Source organism: Rosistilla carotiformis (genome assembly GCF_007753095.1).
GTDB lineage: Bacteria > Planctomycetota > Planctomycetia > Pirellulales > Pirellulaceae > Rosistilla > Rosistilla carotiformis.
Window position 1 is genome coordinate 543,743 of the sequence record NZ_CP036348.1, and the last position, 25,024, is coordinate 568,766.

Below are 25,024 nucleotides of genomic sequence, written 5' to 3' on the forward strand. Positions count from 1 at the left end.
CGCAGCACCGTGGTGGCAAAGCCACGCCCGAAATCGGCAGCCAAAGCAAAACCCGTAGTCGAAGAAGTCTCGATCGATGCATTTCCGGTTGGGGTCAAATCGCTGTTTCCCATCCGCAAAGGGAGCAAGGGGTTTGGGTTGATCGATCGGCATGGAAGGACGCTTGTGTCGCCAGCTTTTTCCCAGGTCTCCAAAGGGTTCGCGAACGCATCGATTGTCAGTTATGACTACTTTGTCGGGCAGGATCGCGTTTTGCTGTTGAGTCGCGACGCGTGGTATTACTGTCACGAAGGTGGTGCCGAGCGGGTCGAGCCTACGGTGTCGATCTTCTCCATTCGCTTTGCATACAACGTAGGTGACGGCCTGTTTGCGCTCATGCCTACCGACCGAGACAATCGGTATCGTGCGATGGTTGTTGATCCCGAAAGTAAATGGCGGCCGACCGAATCGTTTCAACTAGCCCCTATGGCCCGCATGAATTCTGGTCGGGTACCAATCCAGGTGGGTGAAAAATATGGTTATGCGGACCGCACGGGGCGAATTGTGATCGAGCCGAAGTATCAGGATGCTGAAGCCTACTTTGGCGACCCACCGCGTGCTCCCGTCTGTCTTGACGACCGATGGGGCTATTTGGACTTGGATGGAAATGTCGCCGTGCCGATTCAATACAAAGGGGTTTCGGCTTGGTTTGATCAGGGGATGGCATTGGTTTGGAAGCACGATCGCCCGCGAAGTTTTTTTATCGATGTCGACGGGGCCGAATTGCGTGAGTTCCCTCTTTCATGGCATATGCCCAATGCCTGTTTTGACGGGTTTGCTCAAGGACGACTTTATTTTCGCGGGCCCGACCTCGCTGACCCGCGGATGGGAGGAGGGTTTGTTTTGCAGTTTGGTGTCATCGATACGGATGGCAATTGGGTTGTGGAGCCCAATCGAGGAATGAGCGGGGTCGGAGCAAGCTTTTGGCCCGGTCACGCCATTCTGAACCGCTGGTCCGAGGGGCAGTTCGCGGAAGAGGCTTGTTTCATTTATGGAATCGATGGCAAGGTTGTCAGCAAGTTGCCTCGCCGCGATGTGAAGCAATGGAATGGGTTTAGTTATGGGCTGGCGTGCGATCGAGATTGCAAAGTCGGTTATGTCGATACGAACGGCAACCGGCCTGGAGTGCCGTGAAGTTAAGTGAAATTGAAGCAGTCCCCCCTCTCCCAAAAGACTACGATTATCTCATAAGTATGTCGAATCCTGCTTTTTCTGCCGCGACGGTAGCCAATGGTTTGCAGCGATGTTCTTCCAAATCGGGGGGCATGCTAGTGCTCCAGTACGCGAGGATCGTGTTGGAAATTATCGCCCGCGCGCCCGCCAATGTGCTTGTCTTTGGCGCTGGGGCCGATACGGCGATGTATGTCGATGCCAATCCTGGTGGGCGGACGGTTGTTCTGGAGCGGCATGCGAAGTGGCTCGACGCGATCCAGGATGTTTCTTGCGAGTCCTTTCACGTTCACTACTCGACCGTTCGCAGTGCGGGAGTTCGCGATCATGTGACAGCCCCCGAAGGGATGCCTTGGAATCTGTTGGATGTGCCGTGGGATGTGATCATCGTCGATGGCCCCGAAGGGCATACCGATACGATGCCCGGTCGACAACAGAGTCTTTTTGCCGCTTCGCTGGCATCAAAAAACAGCAGTGTTTTATTTGTTCACGACTACCAGCGTGACTTGGAACGGCAGTGCTGTGATCGGTACCTGGGTTCAGCCGTTGAGGAGATCGGCCAGCAACCATCGCTGGCAGTCTTTGACGGTGCGACGGTGTCGCTGCGCACGGCAGGCGACAGTGCGGAGTCTGACGTGCCGCCAAAACAGCATCCTTTGATGGAAGTTGCTTGCGCTGGCAAACCGGTTTCCCGGCTGCAAGGCTCGTCGCGGCCCGTCGTTTCTGTGGTGATTCCGACGCACGATGAAGGGGATTGGTTGAAGCGGACCGTCCATAGCGTGTTGGCGGCAAAATCGGACACTGCGTATGAGATCGTGATCTTTGATGATGCGTCGACCGATGGCAGCGTGGATGTGGTTCGCAATCTTGATGGGGTGAACGTCGTTTCGGCTTGTGAATTGCCCGTAGAACGCATTCCCGACTGGGGAAAACCACGAGGCGACCACGATGAATCGAGAACAGGTCAAGCCGTCGGCTGTATCGTTGGCCGAAACGCTGGGGCGGAAGCCGCCTCGGGTGATTATTTATGCTTCTTAGACAGCCATGTTTTGGTGCAGGATCATTGGTTGGATCATCTGTTGGAAACATCGCGCAAGCATGGTGATCGTTGCCTGGTCAGCGGGAACATCTTGAATGTCGACAATCTCGGCGAACCCAATATCGAATCAAAGCAGTTTGGGTATACGCTGCGCGACTGGGGCGCGCGAACCACGTGGCACTATTACGGACTTGGTCGTTTCGAAACGGCTTATGAAACACCACTCTGTCCCGGTGGTTTGATGTTCACCAGCCGTCGTCACTTTGACTCCATCGGTGGTTTCAGTGAGCACGTCCGCTGGTGGGGAGGGACCGATGCAGAGATATCGCTCAAGAATTACATGCTTGGTGGTGTCGCGCTGGCCGATCCACTCGTTGCAATCTATCACTACTACAAGAACATTACCGATCGCAAACCGTCGTTCAAAGTCAGTTATCGCGACACGTTCTTCAACCGTCTGTTCATCATGAAAGCGTTTAGTAGTCAAGCGGTGTTTGACCGTTTGTGTGGGCACTACGCCCTGCAGGCTAAGATGGATGCGATTCTTGCCGACGTTCACCAGCAGAAGTACTTGCAGGCGATCGAAGCGATGCAGGCAACGTTTGTGCGAACGTGGGATCAGTTTGCGACACAATTTGCGTCTCAGTTGAAGCAGCTTCCGATTCAGGCAGGCTAGATCGCTTTGGTGTAGATACGGCCCGCCAGGCTAGCTCTGTTGGGCCTGGCTGCGGGATCATGGGCTGGAGCTTCGCCCCATGGGGCGGCAGTAAACGGGGAGCCGTATCTGTCCGCGAATGAGAGTTGGGGTGGTCACGTTATTGGGGGCGATTTGATTGCGATCGCTTGTCAGAGCAGGGCAGGGCGGGTTCGCGCTTTGAGAATTAACGCAAATCGCACTACCACGTGGACGCCGCGGCGCCCCGAGCCATCGTTCTGCGAATCCTCTCGTTGGTTCTGGGAACGCAGGCAGAATGATTGGCGCAGAATGAAAAAAAATGCGGGGAGCGAGAGTTGTTCGTTGCGGAAGTCGCAGCGCAAATGCACGTCGCTTCGTGGGATGGATTATTCTGCCCCCATCATTCTGCCGAAGTTTTGTTTTGCACCCGTTATGGTGCATCGACACCAGATGCGACAGGTCGCACACTCCGCTCGTTCGGCGGTTCGGCTGATTCGTAGAACAAAGATTGCGCGTGGCGAGTCTCTATGTCACGGTTGATTCAAAGTCGATAGACTTCGCCTCGTGCCACAAATCATTCTGCCAAAATCTCCTCATCCTGCGACGCTGCACAACGAATGTGAACGGGCGGCGTCGCGACTGGAGCTTGGGGCAGGGCAGGGCGGTTTGAAAGCGGCTGGAGGTGGGGAGCGGTTGGGCGCGCGCTGTCGCGAGTCGCCGAGGGCCTTTGACGCTGTCAGTTATACGCAAGTCGCAGGCAACGGCGAAAGCAAGGGGCGAAAGGGAGGCGAAAGGGACAGCCACGTTCCTGGCACGCCTGGCGCGGGCCGAAGGTCCAGCAATTTGCATAGCCGAGCCTGCAGGGCTGGGTATCAGTCGACGGTGCCCGGTTTCATTTCACAACGGGTGAAGGGGCAACGCCCCGGGTGGGGTGGTGACAATCGACCGGGCCTACAGCCCAACCATGTCAATCATCGCCGCTAGAACCCAGGCCGATGGCCTGGGCTATGCAAACGGTCGAGCCTGCGGCCCTGACTCGGATAAATACGATGTGGAACGGTCTGCGACGAACGAAAGACTTCCCACTGGCCTGGCAAGTGTTCGGTCGCGATAACTCACCATGACTTACGTATAACTGACAGGCCTTTGGCGGCCGAGAGCAACTCTTCAAAGGTGCTGGGCAACATTTTTTGCGTGTCCCCTTCTTCCTCCCCGCACTTCGTGCCACGTTCCAACAGCGATGGGAGCGGCAGACAGCGTAGCGGCGATCGGCTGGTAGCTGTCGATAGCGTCTCGAAGCGATATCGGTCGATCCGGGACGAAAAGTTCGGTACAGTGGGCTCGGCGTTCGGCTGCCTCGCGCTTCCTCGTAGGGAGTCATGTTTGTTGCTTCCGATGAAAGACTGCAGCGAAGTTGGAACGTTGGAAGACCGTCACGCGACCTCATTGCAACGCGAAGATTTTTGAAACGTGGTAGACACGCTCTCCGACATCGTTCGGCGAATGACCGGCGCACAATCCGTTCAGCTTGGTGAACCGATCCAGAGCCTCTGGAGTGGCTACGGTGTGATTCAGCGTGCTCTCTTGCGAGGGCTCCAGGACGACGGATCGGGCGAGCCAACTCCCGTGGTCATCAAACACATCGATGTCTCTAGGGCACGCTCTAACCGTCGAGGCTGGGGAGGTGACGCGTCGCACTTGCGGAAAGTCCGTTCCTACGGAGTCGAGCAGGTGTTCTACGAGAAGTACTCGGGGCAATGCGGACCATCCTGCCAGGTCCCCGGCCTTGTTGCAGCTCACCAGAAAGCAAACGAAGCCGGCTGGGTGATTGTGCTCATCGATCTCGACGCTCAAGGTTTCGATCGCCGCAAAAACGATCTCGACCTGCATGGTCTCCGCGCCTGTCTGACTTGGCTGGCAAACTTCCACGCTACGTTCCTGGGAAGCTCGGCGAGCGGCTTGTGGCCAATTGGCACCTACTGGCACTTGGACACACGCCCCGACGAACTCGCCGCCTTGCCGACCGGCCCTTTAAAGTCGTCGGCACCGGAGATCGATCGCCGTTTAAATGCTGCAAGGTTCCAGACGTTGGTTCACGGGGATGCCAAAGTTGCGAACTTCTGCTTTTCTGACAGAGACAGTGGCCGCGTTGCTGCGGTGGACTTTCAATACGTCGGTCGCGGCTGCGGCATGAAGGACGTCGCCTATCTGGTCAGCAGTTGCTTGAGCGCAGACGACGCGGCCTCCCAGGAGGCTGCGTTCCTGAATGTCTATTTCGATGCGTTACGGAATGCCATCGCCGGCCGCCACATCGAAGTAGACGTCGCGGAACTGGAACGCGAATGGCGTGCGTTGTACCGGTTCGCCTGGGCCGATTTTTACCGTTTTCTTGCGGGCTGGTCTCCGGACCATTGGAAGCTGAACGCCTACAGCGATCGCATTACGCAGTCGGTCATCCAACAACTGGGCAATCGCTGATCGCCTGCCGCATTCAAGGCTTCCACATTTTCTGCTGCCAAAATCTCCACGTCCTGCGACGCGGCATGACGAACGTGAATGCGCGGTGTCGCCGCAACTGGAGTTCGGGGCAGGGGAGGGCGGTTCGAAACCGCCCGGGTGCGAGAGCGCGCGTGGGACGCGAGCTATCGCGAGTAGCCGAGGCCTTTGACGACCGAGAGCATCTCTTCAAAGGTGATGTAGCGGCGGCGATGCTGCAGTTTGTAGCTGTCGATCGCCAGCGCCAATTCTTTGGCTTCGTCCGACAGGCCGTCGTGCGAGCTGACGAACTGACGACGTTCGGAAACCGAAGCATTGGGGTTCGGTGCGCTGCGTCGGTCGACAAAGGTGTTGGTTGGTTCTGCCGGAGGGCTGAGGGTCGTTGACTGCATGGGGCCCCTTTCGATTGTAACGAGCAATCTGGTTCTGCCGTCCAAAACGCAATAAGCGTGCCTCGGCCGCAGGGGCTTCGGCAGCGTTCTGAGGGACGGTCACACAAGAACACAAGGAACAATACCTCACGATTGTAGACCAGGCAAAATTAGCGGCGGTTTTGCCCGCAGATCAGCCGCGGTGGTTCGTGCGTATCAACGCTCCTGCGTCAGGTCGTCGGTGGCGGTATCGGCGGCCAGTCGGGCTTGAGCTTGTTGGATGTTCTGTGCCAGCGAGAGGCTTTCGGCGTCGTCGGGAGCCAGTTGCAGGGCGTTGCGGATCGCGTGGCTCGCCGCAGCGAATCGGCGACTGGCAAGCTCCGTCTTGGCCAATTCGTGATAGACCTCCCGCCCGCTCATTCCCAACGCAATCGCTCGTTGCAGGTGTTGGGCCCCGCTATCGGGATGTCCCAGTTCCCGCATCGCAATCCCTCGCATCATTTCCAGTTGTGCCGCTTGTTCGGTTGGGATAGTCGATTCTTCCAATTGGTCGACTGTCGCCAGCAGGCGATCGTGCCGCTGTTGCCGGCTGTAGATGTCGGCGATCGCTAGCCGGACTTGCGGGGATTGGCGGTCGAGAGAGATCGCGCGGTGATAGGAGGCCAAAGCGGCTTCCAGTTTCTCTTGGCGGACGAGAATATCGCCATGCAGTGCCCAGGCGGTCGCCATGTCGCGAGTCGATTCGAGCACATGTGCAACTTGGGTTGCCGCGTCGTCGACGCGATCTTCTTCCAGGTACATGTTGCCGAGTCGAACGCGCAGTTCCGGCGCACCGGCCGACAGGCGGACTGCCTGTTCCAGGTGACTGATCGCTTCGGCGTGCTGCCCCTTCTGCCACAGGACTTCGCTGTAGCCCCAGTAGGCGCGGTCGTCGGAATGACTCAGTTCCAGTGCCGCTTCAAACAGCTTTTCCGCTTCCTCCCAGCGATTTTGGTGGATTGCGGCGAGACCTTCGCGCGACATCCGCCGAGCTTCGATCGATTGCCGGCTGTCGACCGTGCGGCGGATCGCTCGACAACCTGGAGCGAGCCCCAGGCAGAGGAAGATCAGGAGGATGGCCGTTTTCAACCGCATGTGCCGTCTGGATAAGTGTCGGGATTCGCGGGGCGATGGTTCGAGAGGTTGCTGGACCGCACGCGTCGCGCAGTGGGAATCATTGGGGTTCATAACAAAGCGAGGCTAGGGGGATCAAGGTGGATCATCGATCCGCTCGCGCGAGAAGCTGCTGCTAGCAAAGCGGTTTGATTTGCAGCGGTTGTCACCGTTACGATTCGAGGCCGACTGAGCTAATATGAACGCTTGATTGTGTTCTCAAGTATTTAGGTTGCGCGATTGAGGCGTACCCGAGCAATAACGACATCCAGACCGATGGTCTGCCACTGCGATAGAAGGCGAGCTAGAAAAAGTGCCGAAAAAATGTGACCTCTTGGGTACTGAGTTGATGTACCCCGACAATTGGGAATTAACCGGGCCGGTCGAAGATGGCGACAGCGAGGGTTATGTCGTCGAGAGCCCCACGGGGATGTTTTTCTCGTTGAACCGGTTTGGGGGACGCAACGACCACGAAAACATTCTCAAGCAAGCGTGTCTGGCGATGGACGCCGAATACGATGAGGTGGAGTCGGAGGTCTACGCCGCCGACGGAGCGTTTCCGGAGGAGGTGGGGGTGGAGATGCAGTTCTATTGCAAAAGCCTAGTGATCACCTCACGGCTGCTGGCGATGCAGTATCAGGACGACGTGCTGTTGGTGCAGATGCAGGCGGAAAACCGCGACTTCGATCAAAACGAACTCGTCTTCGCGGCGATGCTGAAAACGGTCCGCGACGGCCTGGCCTAATCCGCGACCATCGTTTGGGCGGTTCTGGAACTACTTCGGTTCGGCTTGGTGCGTTTCGAAGTGTGTCCGCCGCACGTGTTCCGCCTTTTTCACTTCGGCAACGACCGTGTTGTATAGGACTTCTTGAGCCCGGAAACGCTTGCCTTTGGTCGGCGTTTTTCGCGTGTAGACGCCGTCGGGTCCCAGTTGCCAGGCGTTGACATTGTCCTGGAAATAGGTGTCCAGCGACTGTAACAGCTTTTGCCGGCAGGCGGTATCTTGCACCGGGACAAACAGTTCGACGCGGCGGTCGAGGTTGCGAGGCATCCAGTCGGCGCTGCTGATGAAGACCGCTTCGTCGCCGCCGTGGTGGAAGTAGGCGATTCGCGCGTGTTCGAGGAAGCGATCGATGATGCTGGTGACCTCGATGTTTTCGCTGAGCCCCGGGACGCCTGGCTTGAGGCAGCAGATGCCGCGGATGTTCAGTTTGATCTTCACGCCCGCTTGGCTGGCGCGATAGAGGGCATCGATGATCGTGTTGTCGACCAGCGCGTTCATCTTCGCCACGATCACCGCGCGTTGACCTTGGGCGCGGCGGCGGGTTTCGTTTTCGATCAGCGATAAGACGCGCGTTCGCAAGCTGGTCGGGGCCATCGACAATTGATGGAACTGTTGCGGCTGGCTGGCACCGATCACTGAATTGAAGAAGTTGGTCGCGTCGGCGCCAAATTCTTCGTTGCAGGTCATCATGCTGACGTCGCCGTAGAGCGCGGCTGTTGCTTCGTTGTAGTTTCCCGTGCCGAAGTGAACGTAGCGGGCGATGCCTTGCGTTTCGCGGCGGACGACGATGCAGATCTTGGCGTGCGTTTTGAGGCCGCGGACGCCGTAGACGACTTGCACGCCGGAGGCTTCCATTTCGCGAGCCCATTCGATGTTGCGGGCTTCATCGAAACGGGCCTTCAGTTCGACGATTGCGGTGACGTATTTGCCACGCTCCGCCGCTCGCATCAACGCCGCGACGATCGGGCTGTTGCGGCTGGTTCGGTACAGCACCTGTTTGATCGCCAGCACGTCGGGATCCTCCGCCGCCTCTTGGATCAACCGGACGACGGGGTCAAATTGTTCGTAGGGGTGCAGCAGCAACAGGTCGCGTTGGGCGATGTTGTCGAACATCGATTCGGCGGGATCGATCTCGGGGGAATGTTGCGGAGCCCAGTGCGGATCGCGGAGCGCCGAAAATCCTTTCAGCCCAGCCAGTTGGAACAGGTAGGTCAGGTCCAGCGGGCCGCGCATCGACGTGATGTTTTGATCGCACAGATCCATCTTGTCGCTCAAGAACTGCAGCATCTCTTCGCTCACGCGCTCGTCGATTTCTAGACGAACGCAGCCCGAGGTGCGGCGACTCTCCAGCAGTTCTTCCATTCCAACCATCAGGTCGCGAGCGGAGTCCTCTTGGATCGCGATGTCGGCGTTGCGAGTGACGCGAAACGCGATGCATTCGGCGACTTCGCGCCCGTTGAAGAACTCGTCGATGTGGTGCGTGACGACATCTTCCAGCAGGGCGTAGGCGTAGCCCCCTTCGGTTGGCAGCGTGACCACGCGTCCCACGGCTCGGCCCAGCGGAATGATCGCGTAGTCCCAAGGCGTCTCTTCGGTCAGGCCTTTCAGTCGAACGCACAGCTGGATGCTCAGCACTTGGACCAGCGGGAATTCGCCGCTGCTGACGATTTGCGGGGAGAGGACCGGTTGGATCAGCGTTTGGAATACCGAGCGGGCTGTCTTTTGATGTTGTTCTCCCGCATCGTCCATCGTGACCCGCGCGATGCCGTGAGCCAGCAGGGTTGGTTCGATATCTTCCAACAGGATCCGGTATTGATCGTCGACCATCTTGCGATAGCGTGTGCGGATCGCAGACAACTGTTCCGCGGTGCTCAGCCCCGACGGGTCGGTGAACGATTCGGGGCGGCGGCTTTGCAGGATCAGCCCGCCGACGCGGACCATAAAAAACTCGTCCAGGTTGGAACTAGTGATCGCCAGGAATTTCAGCCGCTCCAGGGCGGGATTATTTTCATCGTCGGCGTGATCCAACACCCGTTGGTTAAACTCCAGCCAACTGAGTTCGCGATTGAAGAAGCGGTCTTCGGGCAACGGTTCCGGTTTATTCACGGCGCATCAGGGGAATGAACGAGATCGGATTCAGTAAGCATGTTGGGGCAGGGTAGGGGCCCAGCCCGGTCGGATCAATCGCAGCTTGCCATTGCCCCAACCCTAATAAACTCTAGCGTTGTCGAATCGATGATACGATCACCCCTGGCAAGATTTCATCATTGCAGAGGACCGATTTTTGATCCCGATTGACTCGTTTGTTTGCTGTCGTCACGAGATGCGAGATTGCGAGGAAGAGATCCGTTGCCGTCGATTCTTCCGCGTCGCGGGGGCGAGCCTGAACGAACGCTGCTGCCCCAGGGCCTTCGTCGAAAGCCAGAAAAGAAATGAGTGCGGATGGCGGGATTTGAACCCGCACGCCCGTGAAGGCACTAGCCCCTCAAGCTAGCGTGTCTGCCGTTCCACCACATCCGCATTGGATAAGAATCCAAAAGATTACTCAAACTTCGGCTGGCGTCAATGCCGGTCGCGTTTCGTCAAAGGAGCGGGGCGTCGGGGCGGTTTGACCGCAAACGTCCTGCGGCTCTTGCCACTGCCGATGATCACATGCGACCACGAGGCGGAGATGGCGGTCTCGGAACCAGCAAATTCGCGGATCAAATTGCCTCGGCGCGACGCCGGCGTGTCTTTGGGAGGCATCCGCATCGCGCTGGAAATCTCGTCCAGATCGACGATCGAACAGCAGGGAACCGCTCCCGTTAAACGGTGGTAATATCCGTTGGGGGAGAGTTCGTGGTACCGCAGGTCGACCTTTTTCCGCGACGCCAGGCTGGCATCGCTCCCCATCTGATCGATCAGCCACTTTTTGGAAGCCCAGTCGATCTTGGCCAGCGAGGGTTCGTAATCGACTGGCAGTTCGCGGATCTGCCCGGCTGCGTCGAGCATCTGTTCCCAGAGTTCGAGGATGTCCCAAGCTTCGGAGCTGGCCGGCTCTTCGCTGTCGAAGACAAATTGGCGACAGCGGTGCAGGTAGGCTTGCTGGATTTCCAGCGCCGTCATCGGGCCGCTGTTAGTCGCCACGCGAGCAATCAGGCTCCAGTCGCTGGCGATCTGTTGCAACGCCTCGAGCGGTTTTTTCAGCTTGGGCAGCCCCTTGGCGTAGCCCGCTTCGATCATGTCCAGGACGAGGCTTGTCGCGCCAACTTTTAAATACTCCGCGGCATCGGCGACGTTTGAATCGGCCAATCCGATCTGCAGTCGCTGGCGTCGACCCAGCAGTTCCAGCAGGCAGCGGGGCGAGATGATCGATTCGCTGCACATCGTCTGCAACCAGTGACCGAAGACATAGATCGGCCGTTCGTTCAGGTAGCCTCCCATCCCGACCATGCTGTTGATCGCGGCGGCTTTGCCCGAGAGCGAGAACTTGCCGCGGGCATTCAAGTGTCCCGTACCGCAGAGTATCGTCCGCGAGATCAGGAACGGGGTGAGCCCTTGGCGTTGTTGGCGGAAGGCGGTGAAGCGGGCGACCAACCACAGCAGGCACGTCAGCGGGGCGTGAACGATTCGCAGCAGTCCCGCGGCGGCGCGGATGCACCAGTTGGGAATGTCCAACAGGCTTTCGAGGCAGGGGCGACGTCCGCGAACGATCGCGCCGGCACTCTTCAGCGAGACCAGCAGCGAAACGCCTAAGAAGGTCAGCGTCAGGCAGATCGCGACGTACAGCATGTACATCGGGATCAGCATCAAGATCCCGGCGCGGTAGGCCCACAGCATCGGGCCGCTGGCGACGTCGGCCGAATAATTCTCTTGGCATCCGTAGACATGGTCTTCGGCATCGCGGGAGTTCTTCAGCAGGCAGACCGAAGCGGGGAGATCGCACCCCGCGACCGCGTCGGCGAACAATCGGTCTTGAGCGCGTTGGCAGACCAGCAGATTGCGTGGGCTGCTGCATTCGGGAGTCGCTCCTTCGATCAAGCCGCCCGGTTGGTCCATCCAATCGAAGCACGATTCCAGCGAGATCGCACCGCCGGTTGCGAGGAACAATCGGCAATCATCGAACCGCGCCTTGGCCGTCGGAACCGATTGCGTCAGGCTCTTGCAGACCGCGTCGTAAACTTCGCGTCGCGATGGCGGATGTTCTTGGTCGGCGGGCGTTTGAACGACCGTGGCGTATTCGGTTTCCAGCCCGATGTGTCGGCGCAGCAACCGGCTTGCCACGGCGCTATTCGCCTTGTTGCTGTGTGTTTGCACGGCGAATGTACTCGCGAGGGGATCGATGGGCGTCGCAGACAATCTTTTGGGCTACATCCTGCAACGCCCCTTCGCTTGCCGACGGAGGAGGGGAGGCCGTGGGGAGGGTGGCACGTTCGACGGGTGTCTGTGTTTTCATCGGTTAATCGTTCCCGTGGGGTAGACTCGTGAGGACGCGTGCTCGTCGAACTCAATTGTAACGAGGATTGGCTTGCCAAGTACAGCGACAAATCGATTGGCAAAAACGCAAATTTCCATTTTCTGCAAAATCGTTTTTCGCTTCACCTTGCCCGTTGACTCGCGTCGCGCCGCGGTGCCATCGATCGCTTCGGCGATTGGGGCCGATCGCATTGCTGACATCTGGGGCGCTCGATACCCTTTAAAGTATGATCTCCCGCGCGCCCGACATCCCCCGCTTGCTCGTCTCCAATCGCTATCTGTTGCTTGCGATTGCGGTTGCAGTTTTTGCGCTGGCTTGGTCGATCGATCAACGGTTGCAGTTCGATCGGCGGATCGAGCGGATGTTTCCCGAAGCCGATCCGGCGGCGCAGGCCTATCAACAATTAAAAGAGACCTTCGGCGGTAACGAGGTCGCGATGTTGACCTATCCCAACGCCGATCTGTTCGATCGGGGTGGGGCAGGGCTGAAGTTGCAGCGGGAGTTGACGCAGCGGATCGAAGCGCTGCCGGGGGTGGCGAGTGTGTTGAGTCTCGCCAAAGTCGATACTGCCCTGACCAAGATGCGTCCGGCCGCGTTGTTCTTCGCTGCCGATTCCGCTCCGCAAATCCTGGCCGATGATCAATTGGCCACCGCGTTTCGCGAGCTGTTTGCCGGCTACACGCACTCCGACGATGGCGACTATGCCGCACTGGTCGTGATGTTGGACCCGCAGCGCACGACGGTCGATGGCCAAGATACCGCGGTGGCTGGGCTTCGCGAAATCGCGGCGACGCTACCCGCCGAGCACCAGCCGGCGAGTCTGGTCGGCGAGCCGGTTTTGGTGAGCGAAGGTTTTTCGATGGTCCAAGCCGATGGTCGGCGTTTGGGATTCGTGACGCTGTCGCTGTTGTCGGTTGCCATGTTTGTGATGTTCCGCTCGCTGCGGTGGGTGTTTGTGCAAGTGGTTGTGATCTGTTGGTCAGTCGTTTGCACCAGAGCCTTGGTCGCCTTAGTCGGTCTTCAGTTAACACTTGTCAGTTCGATGTTGACCGCCGTGGTGACCGTGATCGCCGTGGCGTCGATCATTCATCTTGCGGTGGCCGACCGCAATGCGCGGCTGCGTGGAAGGTCGGGGCGCGAAGCGACCGTGTTGGGGCTGCGCGGTGTGCTGCGGCCGATCGCTTGGGCTTGTCTGACCGATGCGGTCGGCTTCGCCGCGTTGTCGGTATCCGACGTGGGGCCGATTCGCGATTTCGGATGGATGATGGCGATCGGAGCGTTGGTCGTGTTGGTCGCGATCGTTTTGTTTGTGCCCGGCTTGGCCTCGATCGGACCGGCTGGCGGAGGCTCGCGTCCGCGGCAGACCAACCGCCGCGTGCGGCACGCGATGTATGCCGGTTACCATTGGCTGACGCTGCATCGGAGGATTGCGATCGCAGCGATTGTCCTTCTGGCGATCGGGATCTCGTTGGGGCTAGGGCGGCTGACGATCGAGACCAATTTCATTCGAAACTTTCGCGCCGACCATCCGCTTGCGATCGATTACCGCATCGTTGAATCGGATCTTGGCGGAGCGGGGGTGTGGGATGTTTTGTTGCCGGCTCCCGATCTCCTTTCCAGCGAATACCTGGCCAGCGTGCGCGAGTTGGAAGATCGGCTGCGTGCGATCGGCGACCAGCCCGATACTCGGTTGAGCAAAGTCTTTAGTATCGCCGACGCCGACGCCGCGGCCAGTTCTTCGCCGCTGCTTGCGATCGCGCCGCCGTCGCTGCGGATCGCTGGCATGCGCGCGTCGATGCCATATTTCATCGATGCCTTGGTCGCTGGACCGTCGACCGATGGCAAGCCGGCGATGTTGCGTATGATGATCCGCAGCAGCGAGCAGGTGCCGGCGGAAACGAAGCAGCAATTGATCGCCAGCGTTCGGCAGACCGTTGGCGAGCATACCGCTTCGGATCGTTGGAAAGCGTTGTTTGAAGAGGAACGGCCGGCGGTCGAGCCGCAGGTGACGGGGTATTACGTGTTGTTGACGGGGCTCGTCTCGGGGCTGGTCGCCGATCAGTGGATCTGTTTCGGCGTCGCGTCGCTGGGCGTGTTCGGGATGTTGTGGATCGTCGCCAGGTCGCTGAAGTTGGCCGTTTGTGGAATGCTGCCGAACATGCTGCCGATTCTCGGCGTCCTGGCGTTGTTGGGCTATTGGGGGACGCCGGTGAATCTGGGGACCGCGATGATCGCGGCGGTTTCGATTGGGATCTCGATCGATGGATCGATTCATTTTCTGTGTGCGTACCGTCGGCATCGAATCGGTCACGGCGTGCAGCGATCGATCGCCAGCGTCTATCAAACCGTTGGCATCGCGGTGATCTTGGCGACGCTGTCGTTGACGATCGGGTTCTCCACGTTGGCGACCAGTCCTTTCATTCCGACGGCGACGTTTGGCGTACTGGTCAGCATCACCTTGGTCGTCAGCAGCATCGCCAACCTGACGCTGCTTCCATTTATGATTCGCATCGTCGATGGGGCCAATTCCCGTTAAGAGAGCTTGCGATGGCCGAAGACTACTTTTCATCGTCGTATCTGCAAGCGCGGGAACGCTTCCGAATCGCAGCTGATGCGATCGGGGCCAAGTGCGATGCGTATCAGGTCATCGGGGCAGGGGAGGGCGGCCGGACGATCGACGTCGCCACGCTTGGCCCCGCCGATGCGCCAGCGGTTGTTGTCTCGTCGGGCGTGCATGGAGTCGAAGGCTTCTTTGGATCGGCGGTTCAGTTGGCGATGTTGGATCGATTCCGCCGCCAACCGCCCGATCGTGGTTTGCGTTTCGTCTTGATTCACGCGATCAATCCGTTTGGCTTTGATCAGCTGCGTCGTTTCGATGAAGCGAACATCGATCTGAACCGCAATTTTCTAATCGATCCGCAGACATATAAAGGATCGCCCGCCGGATACGCGACACTCGACCGGTTTTTGAATCCCGCTTCGCCAGCGACGCGATGGGAGTTGCCGTTTCAGATGCAAGCGATGGCGTTGATCGCGCGTCACGGGATGCCCACGCTCAAGTCCGCTGTCGCCGGCGGGCAATACGAATATCCAAGCGGCTTGTTTTTTGGAGGCTCACAGCCCGCCGCGTCGATGGACGTGATCCGCGACTACTGCGCCCGTTGGATCGGCGACGCGCCGTCGGTTGTTCATATCGATCTGCACAGCGGACTGGGGCGATTTGCGGAGTGCCAGTTGATGCCGGTCGTCAGCGACGCGGCACCGGCGTCGGCTTTTATCGATGGGTTCCCGGATCGTTCGCTCGAATTCGAAGCGACGCACCAGCGAACCGCTTATACGGTCCGCGGCGGGATGGGTCAGTGGTTCGTCGATCGATTCAGCGATCGACCGTATCGATTTGCACTCGCCGAGTTCGGGACGTACGGACCGTTGCGCGTCCTGGCGGCGCTCCGTCGCGAGAACCGTTTCCATTTTCAAGGGCCTCGCGATACCGAGGCGCAGCGTCGCGCCAAGGCGGAATTGTTAGAATGCTTTTGTCCTCGATCGGCCGCATGGCGACGACGCGTCCTCGACACCTCGCTCTCGATCGTCGATCAAGCATCGCGCTGGAGTTAAAGGCTCTAGCCGACACGAGCGTTGGAGTCGAGGCTTCAGCCGAACGAGCATGGTTGTTGGAGTCGAGGCTTTAGCCGAACAAGCATAGTTGTTGGAGTGGTAGGCTTTAGCCGAACCGATGAGGTCGAACTCGCATCGGCTAAAGCCTCGACTCCAGCGATGAGGTCGAACTCGCATCGGCTGAAGCCTCGACTCCAGCGATGAGGTCGAACTCGCGTCGGCTAAAGCCTCGACTCCAGCGATGCGCTCGAAAAATCTATTCATCACAGAAAGGAATCGCAAGGCGATGGCGAAGGAGCAAACCGGTACCGGTTTTAGTCTGAAGGATCATCTGTTCAATCGAGATCGCGTCGAATATCTGGCGGGGCTGTTGCATGCCGCCGACGATCGCTTCGACGCGTCGGGATTTGTCCGCGATACGATGCGGTCGCTGAAGTCGCTGGAGCTAAAGCAACGGATCACACATATCGCCGAGATGTTGGAACAACATTTGGCGAACGATTATCGTGCGGCGGTAAAACATCTGGTCGACGCGCTGCCGCCGCCGTTGGATCCGACAAAGACCGACGATGACTTTGGCGATTTCATCTTCGCTCCGTTTGGAGAGTTTGTGGTTCGCAACGGAACTTCGAAAAAGCATCTGCCGCTGTCGCTGAAGACCTTGAAGCAGCTAACGCAGCGGTTTTCGATGGAGGATGCGATCCGCACGTTTATCAACGAGCATCCCGAAGCGACGATGGGGGAGCTAATAAAATGGTCGACCGACAAGAACTATCACGTTCGTCGATTGGTCAGCGAAGGGACGCGTCCCAAGTTGCCATGGTCGAAGCGGTTGACGATCGATCTGCTGGAACCGCTGCCGTTGTTGGATACGTTGCACGCCGATCCGACCCGTTATGTCACGCGATCGGTTGCCAATCATTTGAACGACATCGCCAAGTCGCATCCGGATCAGGTGTTGCAGCGGTTGCAGCGTTGGGCAGGGCAGGGGGCTCAAGATCCGGCGGAGCTGGATTGGATGAATCGGCATGCGCTGCGGACGTTGGTGAAGCAGGGAGATGCCGACGCGCTGCAGTTTCTCGGTTTCCATGCCAACCCCAAGATTAAGGTCAGCCAGTTTGAATTGGCTTCTGACGAGATCCGTCCGGGGGAAGCTGTCGAGTTTTCGTTTGTGATCACCGCGGATCGCGAGGAGTCGCTGTTGGTCGATTTTGTCATCGACTTCGTCAAGGCCAACGGAAAGCTCTCCCCCAAGGTTCATAAACTCAAGCAGTTGCAGCTGCGCAAAGGGGAGTCGACAACGCTTCGGAAGCGTCATGTGTTGCGAGCCAACGCGACGACTTACACCTTGTATCCGGGAACGCATCATTTGACTCTACAGATCAACGGCAAGCCGTTTGGAACTCAAACGTTTGAGATCGTGTAGCAGGCGATCAAACGCGGGGTAGGGCAGGGGGGCTGATTTCGCGGGCGGTTGGTTTCGCGGGGCGAGCGGTTGGATTATCGTTGGCGAATTCGGTTGCGGATGGTGATTGTTGGAAAAGGAATTTGTCGGATGCGTGTCGCTCATGTAATTACTCGGATGATCGTGGGCGGTGCTCAGGAGAATACGCTCTTCAACTGCTTGGATCTGCAACGGATCTATGGCGACGATGTGATCTTGATCACCGGCCCCAGCCTTGGCCCCGAAGGAGATCTGTTGCAGCAGGGGAGGGCGGAAGGTTTGAAAGTGATCGTGCTGCCCGACTTGGTCCGCGCGATCGATCCGGTTCGCGATTGGAAGGCGCTGCGCGCGATCCGCCAAACCCTGCGCGACTTTCAGCCCGACGTCGTCCATACGCACAGCGCGAAAGGTGGGATCCTGGGGCGTCAGGCGGCGCACGATCTGGGCGTCCCGGCGATTCTGCATACGGTTCACGGTGCGCCGTTCCATCCCTACCAATCGCCGCCGGTCCGCTGGTTTTATAAGGCTTGCGAGAAGCGAGCGGCCCGGCAATGCCATCGCCTGATTTCAGTCGCCGATGCGATGACGCGGTTGCTGACCGACGCGGAAGTTGTCGCGGCGGAAAAGTGCACGACGGTCTACAGCGGGATGAACGTCGATCCGTTTCTGTGGGCCGACACGCATCGGTTGGCCGTTCGCCAGCGGTTGGGGATCGGCGACGATGAAGTTGTCGTCGGCAAGATCGCTCGGCTGTTTCATCTGAAGGGGCATGCCGATCTGATCCAGGCGGCGACCACCGTGGTGAAGACTCACGCAAACGTCAAGTTCCTGTTGATCGGCGATGGGATCTTGCGAGACGAACTGACCGATCAGATTCGCCAGGCGGGACTGGAGGATCGATTCTGCTTCACCGGTTTGGTGCCGCCCGAAGATATCCCCGAATATTTGGGAGCGATGGATCTGTTGGTTCACACTTCGTATCGCGAAGGGCTTGCCCGCGCGTTGCCTCAAGCGTTGATCGCTGGAAAGCCGGTGATCAGTTACGCGATCGATGGCGCTCCGGAAGTTGTGATCGATGGCGAGACGGGGTTCCTGGTTTCGGCGGGGGATATCGATCGCTTGGCCGACCGAATCGTGGAACTGGTTGGTGACAAAAAAATGCGTGCGGATTTAGGAGGGCAGGGGCGGGCACGGTTTACGGACGCGTTCCGACACGAAACAATGACAAGCCGTTTGAGAGAAATTTATCAGCAGATCCTGGCAGATTCCGCTGGCGGCGATCGCTGAAGATGCAATGTAAACATGTTCATTGACTTGTGAGTGATCCACCATGGCGAAGATGCGCGACTTCCTCGGCCACTATCGACTTGTCCGTTTGATCCGCAATGGTGCGACATCGCAGATCTGGGAAGCTGTCGAAGATGCGTCGGACAAACGTGTTGCGATCAAGTTGTTGAAAGACAATTTCAAAGATGACAAAGAAGAGATCGCATCGCTGAAGAACGAGTTCGAAGTCGCTTCGTCGATGAACAGCCCGCTGGTCTTGAAGGCCTTCCATCACGGCGTGGAAAACGGGATCCCGCACAACGTCTTCGAATTGGCCAGCGAGACATCGTTCCGCAATTTGGTGCGAATGGGAGTCGACGCCTACGGCTTTATGCTCCAGAAGATGATCCAGAAATCGGCCGAAGGTTTGTATTACATGCACACCAAGGATTGGATCCATCGCGATATCAAGCCCGACAATTTTCTGGTCACTCGCGAGGGGGACGTCAAGCTGATCGATTACCGGATCGCCGAGAAGAAGCGAACCGGGCTGAAGGCGATGTTCTACAAGCCGAAGGTTCAAGGGACGCGCAGCTATATGTCCCCTGAACAGATTCGGGCCAAGGGAATCGATGAACGTTCGGACATGTATTCGTACGGCTGCACGTTGTTCGAGCTGGTGACCGGCAAGCCGCCGTATACCGCGACCAGTCCCACCGAGCTGCTCAATAAGCACCTGACGGGCCAGGTCGTTAGTCCATTGGCGGGAAACCCCAATGTGTCGCCGGAGTTTTCTGAGCTAATCAAAAAAATGATGGCAAAGAAAAAAGAGAGCCGTCCGGCATCGATGTGGGAGTTCTTGAAGGAGTTGCGGGCGATCACACTGTTCAAAAAGTCACCTCGGATTCCCGACGTCCATCCGTTTGATCAGCTGGAGAAGGGCGAAAAAGGCTTCAATTTGGACTGATCCGCCCAGGGATTCGCCGGTTCCAGGCGACGAAGGGCTGCCTGGGCGCTCGCTAGCTAGACGGGCGGGCTAGGGCAGGGGGCCCCAGTTTTTTGCAGCTAGAGATGTTAAGTCGTTGGGGTTAGGCAAGTTAGCGTGGTCTTGTCCGGTGGTACCGGGTGCCTATCGCGTGCCGGCGGATGCCTCGAATCGAAACCGCGATTTGCCCTGTTCCCGCAGCCCGATGATCTTCCGTAATCGGCAGCAGGTGAATAAGATGAATTGTCCGGGAAGGATTTTTCCTTGAATTCTTCGTAATCGACTCATCTTATCTCGCAGCGAGAATCCGTATGGCTAAGGCCCGGGACTTCTTCGGTTCCTATCGATTGACACGCCTGATCCGAATGGGCAGTGCATGCCAGGTCTGGGAAGCCATCAACGAAGCGGACCAGAAGCGGTATGCGCTGAAGGTGCTTCGCGATGAATTGCGAGGCGACAAGGCGGAGGTTGCGGGGCTGAAGTACGAATACGACGTCGCCACGCAGGTTGGGCCGAGCCCGCGGTTGATCAAGATCCACGATTTTGTGACCGATCCGAAGTCGGCCTATCTGGTGCTGGAACTGTTCAGCGAATTGAACATGAAGCAGGCGTTGCGGCACGGGCCCGATTCGCTGGCCTACATGCTGAACAAGGTTGTCGAACAGTCGGCCGAGGGTTTGTATTTCATGCATACCAAGGGTTGGCTGCACTGCGACGTCAAACCGGACAACTTTCTGGTCAGTCGGGAAGGGGTCGTCAAGCTGATCGACTTCCAGATCTCCCAGAAGAAGAAAACCGGGTTGTCGAAGCTGTTCGGCAAGAAGAGCCAGATCCAAGGGACGCGCAGCTACATGTCTCCCGAGCAAATTCGGGGCAAGAACATGGACGAGCGTTCGGACATCTATTCGTACGGGTGCGTGTTGTACGAAGTGGCAACCGGCAAGCCGCCGTATACGGGCGAATCGCCTAACGATTTGTTGAACAAACATCTCAGCGCCCCGATCCCCACGCCATTGACCAGCAACGAAAACGTCTCCCAAGAGTTTGCGGATCTGATCAAGCGGATGCTCTCGAAAAAGCCAGAGCATCGCCCCGAATCGATGTGGGAATTTCTGAAGCTGATCCGCGGTATGCGGTTGTTCAAGAAGCAGCCCAAGAAGCTGGATGTGGACGTGTTTGATGTCGCATCGGGATTCAAGTCGCCCGAGGATCTGCTGAAACATTAAATCTCGCGGCGGCGAACGCTGCGATCCAATGGAAATAGCGCGGCCCGCACGGCCGATCGAAATACAACTGAAAAAGAGAACTCGAAGATATGGATGCTGGCACGACTTTGGACTTTGAGAAAAGTGTGGCTGAGTTGCAGCAGCAGCTTGCTGCGATCGAGAAGCAGACCGATCGTAGCGACGCCGCGGAGACGGAGATCCGAAACCTGCGACGGCAGATCAATGAAGAGCTGCGGCAGATCTACGCCAATCTCGATCCGTGGCAGACGGTTCAGGTCGCGCGGCACAAAGACCGTCCGTACACAAACGACTATCTGAAACTGGCGTTCGACGAGTTTGTCGAACTGCACGGCGACAAACAGTTCGGCGACGACCGGGCGCTGTTGACCGGGTTTGCGAAAATCGATCGCTTCAAGGTGATCGTCGCCGGGCATCAGAAAGGCCGTACCTATAAGGAACGCGCCGCTTGCCACTTTGGATGCGCCCATCCCGAAGGCTACCGCAAGGCGATGAGCAAGATGAAGATGGCCGAGAAATATCGGCTGCCCCTGATCTGCTTCATCGACACTCCCGGCGCCTATCCCGGCGTTGGAGCCGAGGAACGCGGCCAGGCTCAAGTGATCGCCGAAAGCATGTTTCAGATGAGCCGGCTGAAGACGCCGATCATCTGTGTCGTGATCGGTGAAGGGGGGAGCGGCGGCGCTTTGGGGATCGGTGTCGGCGATCGCGTGGCCGTGATGGAGAACGCGTATTATTCCGTCATTAGTCCCGAGGGCTGTGCGGGCATTCTGTGGAAGAGCCACGAACACGCGCCGAAGGCCGCCAAGGCGTTGAAGTTCACTTCGAAGGATTTGCCCGGACTTGGCGTCGTCGACGACGTGTTGCCCGAACCGTTGGGCGGTGCGCATCGCGATCATCATCAAGCGGCTTCGCGTTTGCGTAGCTATCTGACGCGGACGCTGACACAATTGGAATCGCTGCCGGTCGAAGAGCTGCTGGCTCAGCGTTACGAGAAGTTTCGCCGGATGGGCGTCTTCCTGGAGGCGGCCGAAGCGGCTGTCTGATCTTCCGGGCGTTCGCGTCTTCGCGGCTCGGAAGCAAAGCATTTGGTGTGGCCGTTGCAGCGACTGGCGTTTCGGCGGGGTGGGGCCTGGTTTTCAGGCCCTTAGAAACCGCCCCGCAACGTCCGATAATGCCTCTTATGTTGTATTAGGCCCCTCGTTTTCCCTGGGTTTTACGAACATTCTGGTTCTGGGGATTTCACGTTCCCCCGCCCTGAATTCCGCAGCGACTGGGGCCGGCGGTCATGGCTGGATCTGGTCGAAGAATTTGGGCGTCAGTAGCTCGGCCGGGATCAGGTTCTGGCTTTCGTTTGGCAGCTGCAGATTCTGCTGCACCGCGTCGACGATCGCTCCGGTCGTCGATTCGTTGTTGCCCCACGGCAGCGGTTGGGCCGGACCGGTCGATGCGTTGCTGTCGGCTCGCAATTGTTCGTCCAGTCGATCCAGATACGGTCCGACGATCTCTTGCAGTTCGGCCGGGATGACTTTGTCGCTGTAGCTGAGTAGTTTGGCGATGTAATATCCGCTCCGCGATTGCACGATCTGCGTGCGGACCGAATCGCCCAGCAGCGAGAGCGCGAACATGGTGATCAGAATGCAATAGATCACGCCCTTGGCCAGTCCAAGGATTCCGCCCAGTTGATGGTCGAAGGTTCGGAGTCTCAATCGGTCGATCGTGCGCGATAGCATTCGGAACAAGATCCAGATTGCGATCATCGTGCCGACGAACAGGATGAGCATCGCCAGGAACATATTCCACGGCGGCTCGGCGTGAATCTGTTGCGAGAACGGTTCGCGGAAACGCATCGCCACCCAGTAGCTGAGCGAGATCGATGCGAGCGACGCGACTTGCCAGGCGAAGCCTTTGATCGCGCCGAGGATCGTGGCGGCAGCCAGCGCGATCAGCATGATGATGTCGTAGGTTTCCATGATCGGTGGATTGGGGATTTCGAGCGGCGAAGAAGCAAAGGTGCCAAGTATACGTAGGTCCGCGCCGCGGGCGAAGATCAATCAGATCGGCCTTGGCAGCGAGGGGCGATCGCGGTTATTTAATAGCATGGCCGGATTCAAGACACACATGACGGGAAGCACCGTCGTCGGCATCGGATACGGTTATCTGGGAGCAACCCAATTTGGGATGTCTCTGGAATCGTGCTTGTTAGCCGGAGGCCTGTGCAGTGTCAGCGGGATGCTGCCCGATTTGGACAGCGACTCAGGTGTGCCGCTGCGCGAAACGGCGATGTTCGCATCGGCCGTGGTTCCGATGATGTTGCTCGATCGGTTGCAGGACTTGGGGCTGCGTCGCGAGACGATGATTGCGGTCGCCGGTGTCGTCTATGTTCTGATGCGATTTGTCCTCGTCGAAATTTTCAAAAAGTACACCGTCCATCGCGGGATGTGGCATAGCATTCCTGCGGCGGTCTCGGTCGGCTTGATCGCATATCTGTTGCTGCATTGCGCGCAGGAGGATGTGCGGATCTACAAAAGCATGGGGGTCTTCCTCGGCTTCATGGTTCATCTCGTTTTGGATGAAATTTGGTCGATCGAATTTGGGGTCACGGGGCTCCGTTTCAAAAAGTCGTTTGGGACGGCGATGAAATTTTGGGGCAACAACTTTTTGGCCAACGTCTCGGTCTACGGGAAGCTTGGCATCTTGGTCTACATGGTCTATCACGACCACTCGTTCATGTTGCACCAGCATCTCCCCGAGGCGCCGCAGTTCGAGCAGATGGCCGAGCCGTGGATGCTGCCGCAATCTCCCTCGCCGCAACCGGGCTGGCGCTAGCATCGGGGGCTTTGCTATCGCCGGGCATGGTGGTCTCAAAAAAATTCAGTCCCCTGCCCTGCTCCATTTTTTGGGCCCTGGAACTATTTCGCCTTCGGCGGGCTGTCGGGTCTAGTCGTTGCACTGTTCAGTAGTGGTCGTGGAGGCAGCCGTCTGTTTTTGGTTGTCGTGCGAGCGCATTTCGTCGCGTGCGTGACTTTTGGTGGTGGCTGCTTTTTCATGGCCTAGGGGTGGAGCGAAGGTTCGGCTTGTGTGAACGGAAGATTCCTAGCCGCCCTACCCTGCTCCGTTTTTGGAATTGGGCAGCGTGGACTTAGTCGGCGTTTTCTCGGGGCTCTTCGACGGTAGCTTCGACGACTTGGATGTTGGTTGCGAGGTGTTCGTGGGCGGTTCGTTGGATCTCGTCGCCAGCGACTTGTTTTTCGTGTCGGCGGACCGATTTGGGGTTCGACAGGCGGCCGATGTGGACGACCGGTTCGCCCGGTTGGACGGCGGGCAGCGTGGTCATGCCAATGATGATTCCCGAGAAGGGAGCCTCCAGGCGGTTTTGGTCTTCGGCTAACAGGTTGCTGTTCGTGGCGATCGCTTGCCCTTTGACGATGCTGTCGCCGGGCGAGACATGCATGGCGAGGAATCCGCCTCGTTCGGCCCGGATCCATTTGGTTTCGCGAATCGTTGCCTGGGTGTCGGGAATGTCTGGTTCGCCCGACATCATCTTCAGCTCCATCAGCACATTGAAGATCCCCCGGGTCATGCATTCGACGACCGACGATTCAACTTTCCAAACCTCGCCTCCTTCGACGATGATCGTTGGGCAGCCGGCGCGAGTCGCTTCGCGGCGGAGCGAGCCCTTGGGGCCTTTGGTATGCAGGATGATTCCCGATCCGAAGGCTTCGGCCATGCGGCGGCAGTCGGGATGGGAGAGGTCGGCCCGAACGTTGGGGAAATTTGTCCGCCGGACCGCCGCGGTGTGCAGGTCGATGCCGAAGTCGCAGCGGGCGATCAGCGATTCGAAAATCACTTTGGCGAGTCGCGAAGCCATGCTCCCCGAAGCCGATCCGGGAAAGCAGCGGTTCAGGTCGCGGCGATCGGGCAGGTAGCGAGAGTGTCGTTCGAATCCGAGCATATTCAGCACCGGAATCATCAGCACGGTACCGGACTGCAGCGACCATTCCTTGTCCGATAGCATTGTCCGAATCGCCCCGGTGCCGTTGAGTTCGTCGCCATGCAGTGCGGCGGTGACAAAGACGGTCGGGCCTGGTTGCAGTCCGCGGCGGATGTTGACTGGAATCGAAACGTTTCGGCTGCTGTAGCTTTCGCTGACCACCAGTTCGGTGCTCAGCGACTCTCCCGGGGCGACATCGTGGCCGAACCAGTTCTGGGTTTCCGCGGCACTCATTTTCGATTTCTTGGGCTGGATTGTGGAAAAAAACGCATGGCAACGACTCAATATAGCAA

General features: G+C 58.2%; 18 protein-coding genes and 1 tRNA gene. 12 read left to right on the forward strand and 7 right to left on the reverse strand.

Annotated elements, in window-relative coordinates; translation table 11 throughout:
- Nucleotides 1-12: 12 nt before the first annotated feature.
- From Poly24_RS01990 to Poly24_RS02000, 3 genes are all read left to right on the forward strand, one after another.
- Nucleotides 13-1,173 carry a WG repeat-containing protein gene (locus tag Poly24_RS01990; RefSeq protein ID WP_197452254.1) on the forward strand — a complete coding sequence of 387 codons (1,161 nt, stop codon included), beginning with the start codon at nucleotides 13-15 and terminating at the stop codon, nucleotides 1,171-1,173.
- Between the two features lie 59 nt (nucleotides 1,174-1,232).
- On the forward strand, nucleotides 1,233-2,924 hold the full coding sequence (locus Poly24_RS01995) for a glycosyltransferase (RefSeq protein ID WP_145089733.1): 1,692 nt from the start codon (nucleotides 1,233-1,235) through the stop codon (nucleotides 2,922-2,924).
- 1,503 nt (nucleotides 2,925-4,427) lie between these two features.
- On the forward strand, nucleotides 4,428-5,402 hold the full coding sequence (locus Poly24_RS02000; protein WP_145089736.1) for a phosphotransferase: 975 nt from the start codon (nucleotides 4,428-4,430) through the stop codon (nucleotides 5,400-5,402).
- A 164-nt stretch (nucleotides 5,403-5,566) separates the two neighbouring features.
- Here the strand turns inward: Poly24_RS02000 and Poly24_RS02005 are convergent, their stop codons facing one another.
- Both Poly24_RS02005 and Poly24_RS02010 read right to left on the reverse strand, forming a co-directional pair.
- Nucleotides 5,567-5,812: a hypothetical protein gene (locus Poly24_RS02005; RefSeq protein ID WP_145089739.1), complete on the reverse strand. Its 246-nt coding sequence runs from the start codon at nucleotides 5,810-5,812 to the stop codon at nucleotides 5,567-5,569.
- Nucleotides 5,813-6,007: 195 nt separating this feature from the next.
- Nucleotides 6,008-6,919 (reverse strand): tetratricopeptide repeat protein, encoded by a 912-nt coding sequence (locus Poly24_RS02010; RefSeq protein WP_197452255.1) that lies wholly within the window; start codon nucleotides 6,917-6,919, stop codon nucleotides 6,008-6,010.
- A gap of 373 nt (nucleotides 6,920-7,292) precedes the next feature.
- On the opposite strand from Poly24_RS02010, the gene Poly24_RS02015 reads away from it, so the two are divergent.
- Nucleotides 7,293-7,688 (forward strand): hypothetical protein, encoded by a 396-nt coding sequence (locus Poly24_RS02015; RefSeq protein WP_145089744.1) that lies wholly within the window; start codon nucleotides 7,293-7,295, stop codon nucleotides 7,686-7,688.
- A gap of 30 nt (nucleotides 7,689-7,718) precedes the next feature.
- On the opposite strand, the gene ppk1 is transcribed toward Poly24_RS02015, so the two are convergent.
- The 3 genes from ppk1 to Poly24_RS02030 all read right to left on the reverse strand — a co-directional run bounded on the left by ppk1 (nucleotide 7,719) and on the right by Poly24_RS02030 (nucleotide 11,990).
- Nucleotides 7,719-9,833: a polyphosphate kinase 1 gene (ppk1, locus tag Poly24_RS02020; RefSeq protein WP_145089747.1), complete on the reverse strand. Its 2,115-nt coding sequence runs from the start codon at nucleotides 9,831-9,833 to the stop codon at nucleotides 7,719-7,721.
- Between the two features lie 331 nt (nucleotides 9,834-10,164).
- A tRNA-Leu gene (locus Poly24_RS02025) sits at nucleotides 10,165-10,247 on the reverse strand.
- A 42-nt stretch (nucleotides 10,248-10,289) separates the two neighbouring features.
- Nucleotides 10,290-11,990: a proteasome accessory factor PafA2 family protein gene (locus Poly24_RS02030; protein ID WP_197452256.1), complete on the reverse strand. Its 1,701-nt coding sequence runs from the start codon at nucleotides 11,988-11,990 to the stop codon at nucleotides 10,290-10,292.
- 419 nt (nucleotides 11,991-12,409) lie between these two features.
- Here Poly24_RS02030 and Poly24_RS02035 point away from each other — a divergent pair, with 419 nt between their 5' ends.
- The 7 genes from Poly24_RS02035 (at nucleotide 12,410) to Poly24_RS02065 (ending at nucleotide 21,783) form a co-directional block, all read left to right on the forward strand.
- The gene (locus tag Poly24_RS02035; RefSeq protein ID WP_145089753.1) at nucleotides 12,410-14,719 is read left to right on the forward strand and encodes an efflux RND transporter permease subunit; all 2,310 of its coding nucleotides are present in this window, start codon (nucleotides 12,410-12,412) and stop codon (nucleotides 14,717-14,719) included.
- An 11-nt stretch (nucleotides 14,720-14,730) separates the two neighbouring features.
- Nucleotides 14,731-15,798, forward strand: coding sequence for a M14 family metallopeptidase (locus Poly24_RS02040; protein ID WP_145089756.1), 1,068 nt, complete (start codon nucleotides 14,731-14,733; stop codon nucleotides 15,796-15,798).
- A gap of 286 nt (nucleotides 15,799-16,084) precedes the next feature.
- Nucleotides 16,085-17,224, forward strand: coding sequence for a hypothetical protein (locus tag Poly24_RS02045; RefSeq protein WP_145089759.1), 1,140 nt, complete (start codon nucleotides 16,085-16,087; stop codon nucleotides 17,222-17,224).
- Between the two features lie 129 nt (nucleotides 17,225-17,353).
- A complete protein-coding gene (locus Poly24_RS02050; protein WP_145089762.1) occupies nucleotides 17,354-18,529 on the forward strand; it encodes a glycosyltransferase family 4 protein in 1,176 nt (391 codons plus the stop codon).
- A 43-nt stretch (nucleotides 18,530-18,572) separates the two neighbouring features.
- On the forward strand, nucleotides 18,573-19,475 hold the full coding sequence (locus Poly24_RS02055) for a serine/threonine-protein kinase (protein WP_145089765.1): 903 nt from the start codon (nucleotides 18,573-18,575) through the stop codon (nucleotides 19,473-19,475).
- A 329-nt stretch (nucleotides 19,476-19,804) separates the two neighbouring features.
- Nucleotides 19,805-20,719, forward strand: coding sequence for a serine/threonine-protein kinase (locus tag Poly24_RS02060; RefSeq protein WP_145089768.1), 915 nt, complete (start codon nucleotides 19,805-19,807; stop codon nucleotides 20,717-20,719).
- An 89-nt stretch (nucleotides 20,720-20,808) separates the two neighbouring features.
- Nucleotides 20,809-21,783 carry an acetyl-CoA carboxylase carboxyltransferase subunit alpha gene (locus Poly24_RS02065; protein ID WP_145089771.1) on the forward strand — a complete coding sequence of 325 codons (975 nt, stop codon included), beginning with the start codon at nucleotides 20,809-20,811 and terminating at the stop codon, nucleotides 21,781-21,783.
- Between the two features lie 240 nt (nucleotides 21,784-22,023).
- Here Poly24_RS02065 and Poly24_RS02070 read toward each other — a convergent pair whose 3' ends face one another.
- Nucleotides 22,024-22,710, reverse strand: coding sequence for a CvpA family protein (locus Poly24_RS02070; RefSeq protein WP_145089774.1), 687 nt, complete (start codon nucleotides 22,708-22,710; stop codon nucleotides 22,024-22,026).
- A 40-nt stretch (nucleotides 22,711-22,750) separates the two neighbouring features.
- Between Poly24_RS02070 and Poly24_RS02075 the strand changes: the two genes are divergently transcribed.
- Nucleotides 22,751-23,566, forward strand: coding sequence for a metal-dependent hydrolase (locus tag Poly24_RS02075; RefSeq protein ID WP_231753417.1), 816 nt, complete (start codon nucleotides 22,751-22,753; stop codon nucleotides 23,564-23,566).
- Between the two features lie 313 nt (nucleotides 23,567-23,879).
- Here Poly24_RS02075 and Poly24_RS02080 read toward each other — a convergent pair whose 3' ends face one another.
- Nucleotides 23,880-24,965: a succinylglutamate desuccinylase/aspartoacylase family protein gene (locus tag Poly24_RS02080; RefSeq protein WP_145089777.1), complete on the reverse strand. Its 1,086-nt coding sequence runs from the start codon at nucleotides 24,963-24,965 to the stop codon at nucleotides 23,880-23,882.
- Nucleotides 24,966-25,024: the final 59 nt, after the last annotated feature.

Bases quoted from the DNA above. Each gene is read 5' to 3' on its own strand.
- Poly24_RS02040 (WP_145089756.1), top strand. From the start codon at position 14,731: ATGGCCGAAGACTACTTTTCATCGTCGTATCTGCAAGCGCGGGAACGC.
- Poly24_RS02015 (WP_145089744.1), top strand. From the start codon at position 7,293: ATGTACCCCGACAATTGGGAATTAACCGGGCCGGTCGAAGATGGCGAC.
- Poly24_RS02055 (WP_145089765.1), top strand. From the start codon at position 18,573: ATGGCGAAGATGCGCGACTTCCTCGGCCACTATCGACTTGTCCGTTTG.
- Poly24_RS02080 (WP_145089777.1), bottom strand. From the start codon at position 24,965: ATGAGTGCCGCGGAAACCCAGAACTGGTTCGGCCACGATGTCGCCCCG.
- Poly24_RS02045 (WP_145089759.1), top strand. From the start codon at position 16,085: ATGGCGAAGGAGCAAACCGGTACCGGTTTTAGTCTGAAGGATCATCTG.
- Poly24_RS02005 (WP_145089739.1), bottom strand. From the start codon at position 5,812: ATGCAGTCAACGACCCTCAGCCCTCCGGCAGAACCAACCAACACCTTT.
- Poly24_RS02000 (WP_145089736.1), top strand. From the start codon at position 4,428: ATGACCGGCGCACAATCCGTTCAGCTTGGTGAACCGATCCAGAGCCTC.
- Poly24_RS02060 (WP_145089768.1), top strand. From the start codon at position 19,805: ATGGCTAAGGCCCGGGACTTCTTCGGTTCCTATCGATTGACACGCCTG.
- Poly24_RS02070 (WP_145089774.1), bottom strand. From the start codon at position 22,710: ATGGAAACCTACGACATCATCATGCTGATCGCGCTGGCTGCCGCCACG.
- Poly24_RS01995 (WP_145089733.1), top strand. From the start codon at position 1,233: ATGTCGAATCCTGCTTTTTCTGCCGCGACGGTAGCCAATGGTTTGCAG.
- Poly24_RS02050 (WP_145089762.1), top strand. From the start codon at position 17,354: ATGCGTGTCGCTCATGTAATTACTCGGATGATCGTGGGCGGTGCTCAG.
- Poly24_RS02065 (WP_145089771.1), top strand. From the start codon at position 20,809: ATGGATGCTGGCACGACTTTGGACTTTGAGAAAAGTGTGGCTGAGTTG.
- Poly24_RS02035 (WP_145089753.1), top strand. From the start codon at position 12,410: ATGATCTCCCGCGCGCCCGACATCCCCCGCTTGCTCGTCTCCAATCGC.